This is a genomic window from Roseibium sp. RKSG952 (assembly GCF_009711355.1).
The window spans coordinates 1-11,436 of sequence record NZ_SMMF01000811.1 but is presented as its reverse complement, the minus strand read 5'-3'; the positions used below and the strand labels follow the sequence as shown (position 1 = coordinate 11,436).

Annotated in this window: 11 protein-coding genes; 10 read left to right on the top strand and 1 reads right to left on the bottom strand. The window is 56.9% G+C overall.

From position 1 onward, the window contains the following. Nucleotides 1–152: 152 nt before the first annotated feature. Complete coding sequence (locus E1297_RS08030; RefSeq protein ID WP_155136286.1) at nucleotides 153–1,145, bottom strand: ester cyclase; 993 nt, start codon at nucleotides 1,143–1,145, stop codon at nucleotides 153–155. Nucleotides 1,146–1,288: 143 nt separating this feature from the next. Here E1297_RS08030 and E1297_RS08025 point away from each other — a divergent pair, with 143 nt between their 5' ends. From E1297_RS08025 to E1297_RS07980, 10 genes are all read left to right on the top strand, one after another. Then, nucleotides 1,289–2,347 carry an ABC transporter ATP-binding protein gene (locus tag E1297_RS08025; protein ID WP_368669486.1) on the top strand — a complete coding sequence of 353 codons (1,059 nt, stop codon included), beginning with the start codon at nucleotides 1,289–1,291 and terminating at the stop codon, nucleotides 2,345–2,347. An 80-nt stretch (nucleotides 2,348–2,427) separates the two neighbouring features. Continuing rightward, nucleotides 2,428–3,636, top strand: a complete 1,209-nt coding sequence (locus tag E1297_RS08020) for an ABC transporter substrate-binding protein (RefSeq protein ID WP_155136283.1) — start codon at nucleotides 2,428–2,430, stop codon at nucleotides 3,634–3,636. Nucleotides 3,637–3,715: 79 nt separating this feature from the next. Continuing rightward, a complete protein-coding gene (locus E1297_RS08015; RefSeq protein ID WP_155136280.1) occupies nucleotides 3,716–4,741 on the top strand; it encodes a carbohydrate ABC transporter permease in 1,026 nt (341 codons plus the stop codon). Nucleotides 4,742–4,848: 107 nt separating this feature from the next. Next, a complete protein-coding gene (locus E1297_RS08010) occupies nucleotides 4,849–5,895 on the top strand; it encodes a carbohydrate ABC transporter permease (protein WP_209015697.1) in 1,047 nt (348 codons plus the stop codon). A 40-nt stretch (nucleotides 5,896–5,935) separates the two neighbouring features. Beyond that, the gene (locus E1297_RS08005; protein ID WP_155136274.1) at nucleotides 5,936–6,478 is read left to right on the top strand and encodes an ester cyclase; all 543 of its coding nucleotides are present in this window, start codon (nucleotides 5,936–5,938) and stop codon (nucleotides 6,476–6,478) included. Between the two features lie 296 nt (nucleotides 6,479–6,774). After that, the gene (locus tag E1297_RS08000; protein ID WP_209015696.1) at nucleotides 6,775–7,824 is read left to right on the top strand and encodes an ester cyclase; all 1,050 of its coding nucleotides are present in this window, start codon (nucleotides 6,775–6,777) and stop codon (nucleotides 7,822–7,824) included. Next, entirely contained in the window at nucleotides 7,821–8,588 is a 768-nt protein-coding gene (locus E1297_RS07995; RefSeq protein WP_244327683.1) for an SDR family NAD(P)-dependent oxidoreductase, read from the top strand. The genes E1297_RS08000 and E1297_RS07995 overlap by 4 nt, the downstream gene beginning before the upstream one ends. 99 nt (nucleotides 8,589–8,687) lie before the next feature. Continuing rightward, on the top strand, nucleotides 8,688–9,656 hold the full coding sequence (locus E1297_RS07990; protein ID WP_155136271.1) for an ester cyclase: 969 nt from the start codon (nucleotides 8,688–8,690) through the stop codon (nucleotides 9,654–9,656). Between the two features lie 30 nt (nucleotides 9,657–9,686). Beyond that, complete coding sequence (locus E1297_RS07985; protein ID WP_155136268.1) at nucleotides 9,687–10,655, top strand: cupin domain-containing protein; 969 nt, start codon at nucleotides 9,687–9,689, stop codon at nucleotides 10,653–10,655. 61 nt (nucleotides 10,656–10,716) lie between these two features. Next, complete coding sequence (locus E1297_RS07980) at nucleotides 10,717–11,409, top strand: alpha/beta fold hydrolase (RefSeq protein ID WP_368669485.1); 693 nt, start codon at nucleotides 10,717–10,719, stop codon at nucleotides 11,407–11,409. Nucleotides 11,410–11,436 lie beyond the last annotated feature (27 nt).

Genomic DNA, 11,436 nt, shown 5'->3' with positions numbered 1-11,436 from the left:
GCCCGGACACCAGATTCAACCATAGCTCTTGAGCTGCGAGAAAACCGCCAGAAATTTCCGCTCCATCATTGCAATCGCAGCTGCCTGCATCTTGATCAAATCCGTCCACACCGCCTAGTGCAGGATTTTTTCAAATCCTGTTTTGACCCCCTTCAGCCAAGAGCATTGGATTCCGTAATTAAATCCCGGCCCAGCTGGTGGAACAAATCGAGATAGTCGAGCAAGACCCAGTTCTCCATGATCTTTCCGTCTGCACAACGATAGAAGTCCATTACGCGGAGCGTCAGCTTTTTGCCTGACGCCTTCATGCCGAGATAATCCCCCTGATGGGTCATGGTCATGGATGGCCAGCCGCTGACCGCTGCGTAATTGCCGTTGCCTATCCGGCAATAGTGGTTGCCGCCTATACGGTCGGGGAAGGCGGTCAGAAAGCTCGCGCGATGGTCCCTTTCAAAACCGGCCCAGCGGTAATTGGAGCCGATACCGCCGGGGCCATACCACAACATGTCTTCATGCCAATAGCCGTCTGGACCCGTCTGACCTTTCGACTGGAACGTTGACGGATCGAATGCAGTGAGATCCGACAGCATCGCTTCACAAAGGTCCAGCGTCTTTTCGCCATCCCCTTGATCGCATGGCAGCAAACCGTCTTGTGTCGCTGGTGCGGGAAACAGCATTTCCGTCCCGAGAATACGAGGCAGAGGCATACGGTTGGCCTGGCGCATCAGGTCGATCAGACCAAGGAGGATCTTTCCCCCGGTTATACGTCCGTCCGGCCCGAGCCGGTAAAACTCGCCACTGCGAAGAAACACGAGATGCCCGGACGGCTTGATCCCGAAAAGCGGCGCGGTGAAATTGCCGACATAGTGGCAGACGGACGCGACCCAATAGCCGCCTGTTGACCTGCGGTTCGGGCCTCCAATGAAGATCTGGTCGCGTCGCCGGACATTTGCCAGGGCTTCTTTCATCGGGTGCAGAAAGCCATGGGCAATGGCCTCCCGTCCTTCCAGCCGATTGACCGGAAAAACAATGTCAAGGACCGCGTGGTCGGAAATGTTTTGTTCCAAAAGTCTCTGCAACTGCGGGTCCGGCGTTTTCAGGAGTGCGTTTAAGAAGGCATGGGGTTTTAGCCGGGGGTCGGTCATTTGGGGGCAGTCCCGTCTGGTCTGTGACGTACGACAACTATTATGCATCCTAATGTGAAATTTTATTGCCATGATAGAGGGGCTGTGCCTAGCTTTATTACGCAGCGGTATTATCGGGGCGACAAAATGGGTCAGGAGGTCAGGTGGCGGAGATCCAGCTCAGAAATGTTTCGAAGCGGTGGGGCACTTTTGTCGGTGTCGAGAACTTCGACATGACCATAGCCGACCGGGAGTTTCTGGTGCTGCTTGGGCCGTCCGGCTGCGGCAAGACAACCACCATGCGGATGATCGCAGGGCTTGAAGACGCCAGTGACGGAGAAATTGTCATTGGTGGCAAGATCGTCAATGACCTCGATCCGAAGGACCGCGACATAGCGATGGTGTTCCAGTCCTATGGTCTCTATCCGAACATGAATGTCTACGAGAACATACGGTTTCCATTGAAGGTCCGGAAAATCGACCCGGCAATGCATGAGGATCGGGTCAGGCGTGCTGCGCGCATGGTCGAACTGACTGATTTTCTTCACCGAAAGCCTGCGGAATTGTCGGGCGGACAGCGCCAGCGTGTGGCTCTGGCGAGAGCAATTGTACGCGAACCGAATGTTTTTCTTATGGACGAGCCATTATCGAACCTTGACGCGAAACTGCGTGTGTCGACCCGTGCCCAGATCAAGAACTTGCAGCACGAACTTCAGGTGACGACAATTTACGTCACACACGACCAGATCGAGGCCATGACCCTTGCTGACCGCGTTGTCGTCATGAAGCGCGGTGTCATTCAGCAGGTTGGTACACCGATGGAGATCTACGACCGCCCGGCCAACACATTTGTTGCAGGTTTTATCGGATCTCCGGCCATGAACCTGATGCAAGGGGTGTTGAAAGACGGGGTTTTCATCGGTGAACATGTCGAGATCGGCGGGCTCGAAGGAGCGGCCGATGGCGAAGTTATCCTCGGCTTTCGTGCCGAGGACGCAGGCGTTGCGCCAGCTGGCGCGCATGCCGGGATCGCGGCAACTGTCTATACGATGGAACTGCTCGGGGATGCGACCATGATCACTGTCAAGGCGGGTGGGGCACTGGTGTCAGTCAAGGCACAAAAGGACTACCGGATCGGTATTGATGCGCAAGTCGGGTTGAGTGTTCCTCCGGGGATTTGCCACCTGTTTGACAGCGGGACCGGTGCCCGCCTTGACGTTTGAGTGCAATTTAGTCCGGCACAGTACCGGAACAGCCGAGGATGCGTCGTTTAAAAGGCGCGGGGAACCAGCAGGGAGACCTGATGATGTGGACGAAATTGCTTCTGGCCGGCGCTATGTCGGTGGCCTTGACCGGCGCGGCGAACGCTTGCGGGTTCAAAAACACGGTCCCGGTAAAGTCCTTGTCTGCGGGCTTTGAAGCCTGGAAGGCCGTGACGGACTTCATGGCTAAATGCGGCGACTTTGAAGCCGAACTGGATCAGGAGTTTCGCAAGAAACAACCGGCGGCTTTTGCAGCCGATCCGGCTCTTTACCAAATCGGGGGTGTTGCGAATGGCACACTGGTCCCGCTCCTCAATGAGGCCACGATCCGTCCGCTGGACAAGCTGATCGAGACCTACGGCCCGAATGTCAACCAGAACCAGATGATCAAGATCAACGGCGAAACGATGGCCGTTGCCATGATGATCAACGCCCAGCACCTGATGTACCGGACAGATATCTTGAGCAATCTCGCGATCCCGGTTCCCAAGACCTATGACGAGGTTTTGGCGGCGGCTCAAAAGGTCAAGGAGGCGGATGTTGTCGATTATCCGCTTGGTGGCACCTACAAGACTGGCTGGGACCTTGGTCAGGAATTCATCAACATGTATCTCGGTATGGGCGGAGAGTTCTTCACTCCCGGCAATGAGCCTGCGATCGAAAACGAGATGGGTGTGGCCGCGCTTCAAATGATGAAGAAGCTGACTGCCTACATGGATCCGGAATACCTCGTGTCGGATTCCACTTATGTGCAGCAACAGTTTCAGCAAGGCAAGATTGCGATGGCGAACCTGTGGGCGAGCCGGGCTGCCGCAATGGATGATCCTGCCGAGTCCCAGGTGGTGGGCAAGGTCCGGATGGCGGGTGCGCCGAAAGCGGCGGAACGCGCGGCCTCGACCATCTGGTGGGACGGTATCGTGATTGCCAAGAACGCCAGCGATGAAGAGGCGGAAGCCGCATTCCGGGTGGCTATGAACGGTCTCAGTCCGGAAATGGTTGCTGCCAACAATGATATCGCGGTCTGGCTGATCGACGGTTACAAGCCAGGGCCCCTCGCGATGGGTGTCATCGAAACGCTGGAGGAAGGAGCCTTGCCCTATCCGGCCAGCTCTCAAATGGGATTGATGCATACAGCACTCGGCAATGGCGTGGCCGCTTTTCTGACGGGTGAACAGACACCAGCCGCAACCCTGCGGGACATCGCAACCGCCTACACAATGTCAGCACGGGAAGCCGGCTTGATCAAATAGGCAGTGCCATGGATCCTCTTGAAGACCGGTCTGGTGATCGCGGCTTTGCCGGGATCTGAAGCGGGTTAAAAACGCAGTCATGAAATTCAAGACTTTTGCCGCGTTTGTCGGCCCTTCGATTTTTCTGATGTTGTTGTTCATCGCAGTGCCGCTCGTTATCGTGTTCGTGCAAAGCTTTTACGTGACCCAACCGGTGTTCGAGACCGTCCCGGTTGAAATCTGCACCCCAGGGTTTCCGGCACCCAAATGCGTTACCGAACACAAGACCCGTCCGGTGATCGGTGACGACGGCAAGGTCGTGAAACAAGTGAAATATGTAGGCCTGGACAGCTACCGCAGTGTTCTTGAGCCGGCACGGGCCTGGGCGGTTTTAAAGACACTCGATTTCAAGCAGTTGCTGACCATCGACTTCTGGAAGGCGCTGCGCTTCACCCTGACCTTTACATTGGTGACGCTGCCACTGGTTGTCGGTATTGGGTTGTTGATTGCCGTTGCGGTCAACAGTGTATCGCGGTTGATCCGTGGACCGGTCATCTTCGTGTCGCTGCTTCCTTTCATTATCACGCCGGTAATTGGGGCGCTTTCTGTCCGGTGGCTGTTCATTGGCGATGGCATCATGACATCATTCCTGGAATGGTTGACCAACCAGGATATCGCCGTGTTTGCCCATGGCTGGGCGATAGAGCTCTTGATGATGTTTTACCGGGTCTGGCACGTGGCGCCATTTGCCTTCGTGGTATTTTATGCCGGGTTGCAAACCGTCAACAAGGACACACTGGAATCTGCGGTCATCGACGGCGCAAGCCGCTGGCAGCGTCTTCGATATGTCTTGATTCCGCATCTCATGCCGCTGATCGTTTTCGTATCGCTTATCCACTTGATGGATACATACCGGGTCTTTGACGAAATCGTCGGCTTCTCCAGTCAGGCGTATCGGATTTCGCTTCAGTGGCTGACTTATGATTTCCTGACCCCGGATGATAGTGGCAATCGTTCAATCTCGCGTGCGTCTGCGAGTGCCATGCTGACCATGATCGGGATTATTGTTTTGTTGGTGCCATTGTTGCAAAAGACATGGCGCGACCACAAGGGAGGCCGGATATGAGCCTGCCGGTCTCCATGAGGCAGCCGGTTGTGTTGCGGTATTGCTCTGCCGGTTTCCTGGTTTTTTGGTGCCTTCTCGCCGCCTTTCCCATCTTCTGGATCGCGGTCATGAGTTTCAAGGACCCGGTCGATGCATTTGCAGACAACCCGCTGCGTGTGCTGCTCGGGCCGGAAACTCTGGCTGCCGGGCAGGGGCTGTCAGTGCTCAGCATCCTCATCGGCGCTGGTGTGATCTTGTACGCGGTACATCTGGCGCTTGGTGCCTTGCCGCGTCTGGTGAACGCCTATTCACCACCGCATTTTCTGGCGGTCGGCTGGTTGTTTGGCGTATGCGTGTTTGCGTTCGGCTTCATCATCGTGTTTTTCGGGCTGTTGCCTCCAGCGCTGAGTGTCTTGAACAGTTGGACTGGTCCGATAGGTAAGCCGATTCTCGGTCTGACTGCGGAGCATTACCGGGCCGTCTGGATCGAGAATGCCTTTTACGAGAACTTTCTCAACTCGTTGATTGTCACTGCCGGGGTCGTGCTTGTTTCTCTCACCGTCGGAACCCTGGCGGGCTACGGTCTGGCCCGTTCGGGATCGGGTCTTGCGTTCTGGATCCTGATCGTAGCCTTGGTATTCCGGGCCTTGCCGCATTCGGTACTTGTTGCCGGTTATCTACCGCCCTTTATCAACTCGGCCGAAATCCTGCGCCCGGTACTGGGGGAGGCCGCGCCCACGCTCTACGGCAAGCCATGGGCCGTCATTGCAGTGCTTGTTTCGATTAATCAGCCCTTCACCATCTGGATGCTGCGTTCGTTCTTCCAAAGCATCCCGCGCGAACTGGATGAAGCGGCGCGCGTTGACGGTTGCACTCATTTTCAGGCGTTTCGTTGGGTCATAATGCCCGTGATGTGGCCCGGGGTAATCACGACCGGGTTATTCAGTTTTCTATTGGCCTACAACGATTATCTTGTGTGTTCGCTGCTTCTTGATGCGCAGAACCAGACCATGGTTCCAGCGATCGCCGGCTATTTCAACCGCGAGACAACCACCACCGATCAGGTGGAGGCGGTCGCAGCAGCTGTTTCGATCACCGCGCCGTTGTTTCTGCTGGTGATGATTTTTCAGCGCCAGATCGTTTCGGGACTGACCGCAGGGGCGGTGAAGGGATGAGCAAAACCATGATGCATGACGGTCAAGGTGAGGGCATTACATGAAAGGATCTCGTCCCGAGCAGGCGGTATTGAGCCGCGACACGGATATGAGCAAGACCGAAAATACCCGTCGGGTGATCGAGGGTATGGTCGACGGGCTCAACGATCATCGCATAGCCGATATCGGTGAATTCTTCGCCGACAGCTTTCGCTGGATGGGCAATTTTGGCTGCGGCACCAAAACAGGCCTGAGGGAATTTCAGGACAATTGGCAAAGGCCGTTTCAGGAAGCGTTTTCCGACAAGGTATGTATTGACGAAGCCCGACTCTACATGGGTGAATGGGCCGCTGCTTTCGGCCGTCAGGAAGCGACACATTCCGGCAAATTCATGGGAGTGGCGCCGACCGGAAAGCGGGTGGAGATCCGCTACATGGACTTCTGGAAAGTCATCGACGGGAAGATCATTGACAATTGGGTGATGGTCGATTTCCCCCATGTGCTGGCGCAACTGGGTAAGGATGTTTTTGAGGGCAAAGGATGGGAGGCTTTTGATCGCGGGGAGGGCGTTCCGCAGTCCCCGGGATCGACTGGAATGAACTGACAAAAAATTACCTCACCAATTAGCCGGACGATCGTGGTTTTTTCTCAAAAGGAACGGTGCTGCGGGACCCAAGAAAATCACGCCGGTTACTGACCAGGACGGCACCGTAGCGTCCGGCAGAGCCAGCCAAGGGGACCATGGAAGTCGAATATCATCTCCGGGTTATGCCCGAAGTGGGGTCTGGCATATTTTCTTCGGGGGTCAGAGGGTTTTGAAGGTCAAGCGGAAAGACACCGTCCACGGCGCGCTCACATGCGCCAGTGTAACAGAGGCCAATTACCTGATTGTGAGGCGCGATGGACAGGCATAGTGACAACAAGGCTCTGATCGCGCCTCTGCGTGCAGCCATGTACGACTTCGAAGAAGAGACCGTTCTGGAGGTTTTGGAGCGTACCTGTTCTAGGGATGTTCTATTCCGGCTCTGTCATCCTTTTGAAGATACAAACGGTGTTCGCGGTTATTACGACACGGCCTACCGGCCCTTGTTGCGGGCAATTCCCGACCTTGAACGTCGCGATACAATCGTGATTGCCGGGTCGACCGAACAGGGGCATGACTGGGTCGGATGCGGTGGATTCTATACGGGCAGTTTTGAACGGTCATGGCTCGATATCCCTCCGACCGGGCATCAGGTCGCCATGCGATTTCACGAATTCTATCGCGTTGTGGATGGGAAAATTGTCGAGATGCAGGCGGTCTGGGACCTTCCGGAAGTAATGATTCAGGCGGGAGCCTGGCCCATGGCGCCCAGTCTTGGCCGGGAGTGGCACGTACCGGGGCCTGCCACTGAGGACGGTATTGTGCCGGGCCCTTCCGACCCTGCCAATGGCAAGAAGACCTGCCAGCGCATCATTGATATGCTGGATCACATGACACGGCATCCGTCAGAGGGTGGACCGGAGGTGATGGAAATGTCCCGGTTCTGGCATCCCCGGATGAGCTGGTACGGACCATCGGGTATCGGTACCGGGCGCGGCATCAAGGGGTTCCGGAATTGGCATCAGATCCCATTTTTGAACGGTATGCCGGATCGGGGGCAATATGTGCAAGACATCACCTGCCATTTTTTCGGTGATCGCAATTACGCTGCTGTGACTGGGTGGCCGAACATGATCCAGACCTTGACGAACGATGGTTGGATGGGCATCGCGCCGCCGGGAAAACGGATTACCATGCGCAGCCTTGATTTCTGGCGCGTCGAAAACGGTCTGATCCGCGAGAACTGGGTCTTGGTGGACCTTTTGAATACCTACGCGCAATTGGGTGTCGATGTGTTTCGTCGGCTTCGCGAATTCAACAAGGCGCGTGCGGGTTTCGATCCGGAAACCGGAGTTGCCCTGTCATGATGGTCCTCCCTCAAATTCCAAGCTTGTCGCTCACGGGAAAATCGGCCCTGGTGACCGGAGCCTCGTCAGGCATAGGCCTTGCGAGTGCGGTTGCGCTGGCCGGTGCCGGTGCGGAGGTCGTCCTATCGGCACGGCGGCAAGACAAGCTCTTGGAGCTGGCTGACGCGATCTCGGCGGGAGGGCGGCCGACAAGGGCGCTGCCGATGGATGTGTCAGACATCGAGGCGACACGGGAAACCATTGAGCGCGTGGGGCCATTCGACATTCTGGTGAACAGCGCCGGGCACGCCCGCCATACAAAGGCAGTCGACACAACGCCTGATGACTTCGATGCGGTGATGCGCGTTAATCTACGGGGAGCCTATTTCCTGACCCAAACCGTTGCCCGCGGACTTCTGCAGGCGGGCCGACCTGGCTCCCTCATTAACGTTTCCTCGCAGATGGGGCTTGTAGGCGGTGTCGATCGGGCCGTCTACTGCGCATCGAAATTTGCTCTCGAAGGCTTCACAAAAGCGATGGCACTGGAGTTCGGACCTGCGGGGATCAGGATTAATACAATCTGCCCGACCTTTATCCGCACGCCGCTAACCGAGCCGACCTTTCAGGACCCGGAAAAGCGCGCCTGGGTGGAAAGCAAGATCAAGCTCGGCCGCGTTGGCGAAGTCAGTGACATCATGGGTGGTGTCGTTTATCTGGCAAGCGACGCGTCGTCTCTGGTTACCGGGACCTCTCTTGTGATTGACGGAGGTTGGACGGCAGACTGATGGCGCCTGCGACGAACACTTCTGATCCCGCTGCAGGACGGGCGGGGAACTGGCAAGCGGTCAGCAGCGGCTTTGAGCATCTAGTTGGAGCATATTCTGATGCAAGGCTTTGACCCGCGCTGGACCGATTTTCCCGACTACATCCTCGGGATCACGCGCGAAATCTGGGAAGAGCGCAAAATTGCAATCCTTCACGACTATTATGCACCTGATATCATTGTCCGCTCACCGGCCTCGGTCGTGGTCGGCAATTCGAATGTCATCGGCGCCACCATGGCCACGCTTTCGGAATTTCCGGATCGTCGGCTGCTGGGGGAAGATGTAATCTGGTCAGGGACCCCGAAAGAGGGGATGCTGTCATCACATCGGATACTGTCGACAGCGACGCACTTGGGTGATGGCATGTATGGCAAGGCCAGCGGTACACCCTTGCATTACCGCATCATCGCCGACTGTCATGCCATCAACAATCAGATCAACGATGAATGGCTGATCCGTGATCAGGGGGCCGTTGTGCGGCAACTCGGCTGGGAGCCGAAAGACTATGCGCGGGACCTGATTGATCGCGAAGGCGGACCAGCGTCCTGCACGCCCCCACTTACCCCGGCGATCGACGTAACCGGACCATATCAGGGCAGGGGCAACGACAATGCCTGGGGTATCAAATATGCAGAGATCCTGAGCCGCATCATGATTGCGGATTTTGCGGTGATTGAGGCTGAATACGACCGGGCCTGCGAGCTCAGCTATCCAGGGGCGGCGGGAGGCTTTTCCCACACTTGTGCAGATCGGTTCTGGATGGGGCTGCGCGCGAGCTTCCCGGCGGCGCGTTTTACCATCGACCACCAAATCGGTCGCGAAGATCCCATGATGTCACCCCGTTCGGCACTCCGGTGGTCGCTGTTTGGCAAACATGATGGTTGGGGTGCTTTTGGAGAGCCGACCGGCGCCGAAGTCTATATCATGGGGGCAAGCCATGCCGAATTCGGCCCAAGGGGCTTGCGCCGTGAATATGTGCTTTACGACGAAACCGCAATTTGGAAGCAGATTATCCTGAAAACCGGCTGACTGCCGGGTGCTGCCTGACTGGAGTGCAATATGACGCCCGACGAAATGGAAGCCCGGATTGTCCGTTATGGTGACCTGAAACCTTGCCGGACCGCGTTTATTGATGCGCACACACCGGGTTCGGACAAGAAAGAGAACTTTGCCATTATCGGTGGTGGGGTTGCCGAAAACGCGGATCAGCACATTCACATTCGGGAAACGCCGGGCTTTAATGTCGGTGCGGCGGGTCAGCCGCCGAAATGCAGGAACTCCTTGCATTCGCACCGTACTGCGGAAGTGTTTTTTGTTCTGAAGGGCCGCTGGCGCTTTTTCTGGGGCCGCTGGGGCACGGCGGGGGAAGTGGTTCTGGAAGAGGGCGATATCATCAATATTCCGACCGGGATTTTCCGTGGTTTTGAGAACGTCGGGACGGACTACGGAATGATCATGGCCATTCTTGGCGGCGACGATGCTGGCGGAGGTGTCATCTGGGCGCCGCAGGTGATCGAGGACGCGCTTGGGCACGGTCTGGTGTTGGGGGAGAACGGTGTCCTGTATGATCGGAAGAGGGGGCAGGCCTTGCCGGATGACGTCGCGCCCATGCCGGTTTTGAGCGAAGACGACCTCAAGGCGTATCCCGAGCCGGAAATCCGGAAAATTGTCCGGAATTGTGTTGCCCGCTATTGGGATCTGGTTGCGCTTGCCGCCGAAGAACCGTGCAAGGTGATTGGTGAGACCGGGCTGCTCCGGGACAAGCCCGGCTTCGAGGTCGAGTTCTTGACAAGTGGTTCCAGGAACAGTCCGGTCTATTCACTTGACCGGCACGAAGTGCTGATGATCCTGCACGGCCATTGGAAACTGGCCTGGGCGGCGGGTGAAAAGACCCTGGCGCCGGGCGATACCTGTGCGGTTCCGCCGGGGTTGGAGCATTCTCTCCGGCCTTCTATGAGCGGCGAAGCCAGTCTTTACCGTGTCATGAACACGGACGACCCTGCGGGACCGACCTGGGAAGGTGTCTGACCGGCAAATGCCCCCCGTGCGACCGGAGCTTCCAAAAGACCCCGGATGAAAAGGAGGCGGTGTGGTTCCCCTGGTACTCATTCCCGGCATGATGTGTGATGCGCGCCTGTTCTGGCCTCAGATCAAGACCTTCTCCTGCCGGATTCCAATTCATCTGGCAACCATCACCGACTATGACACGGTTGAGCAATTGGCGGCCAATATTCTGGAAAACGCACCGGGACGATTTGCCTTGGCCGGCCTGTCGCTCGGAGGGATCGTGGCGATGGAAGTCTTGCGGCAGGATCCTGAGAGGGTTGATCGGATCGCACTTCTGGACACGGGTCCCTGGGCCGAGCAGGAAGCCGTCAGGAAAGGGCGTGAACCTCAGATCGAAAGAGCCCGTCAGGGGCGTCTGGCCGACGTCATGCGTGAAGACATGATGCCAAACTATCTGTCCCCTTACACCAATGCGCCGGCCATCCTTACTCTATGCCTCGATATGGCCATGACCCTCGGGCCGAATGTGTTTGTGCGCCAATCCCGTGCGCTCCAGACGCGGCCGGATCAAGAAAAGACGTTGGCGCGTTTCGAAAGGCCGGCCTTGATCCTGATGGGGGAAGACGACCGGTTATGCCCTTTCGAGCGCCATGCGCGGATGCATGCCCTCATCAGGGGGTCCAGGTTGGCGGTCGTTCCAAAAGCAGGCCACCTGCCGACCCTTGAGCAACCGGACTCAGTCAATCATCTGATGAAAACCTGGTTGGATCTGTAGTGGAGTTCGTCCCTGTTTCCGGACAGT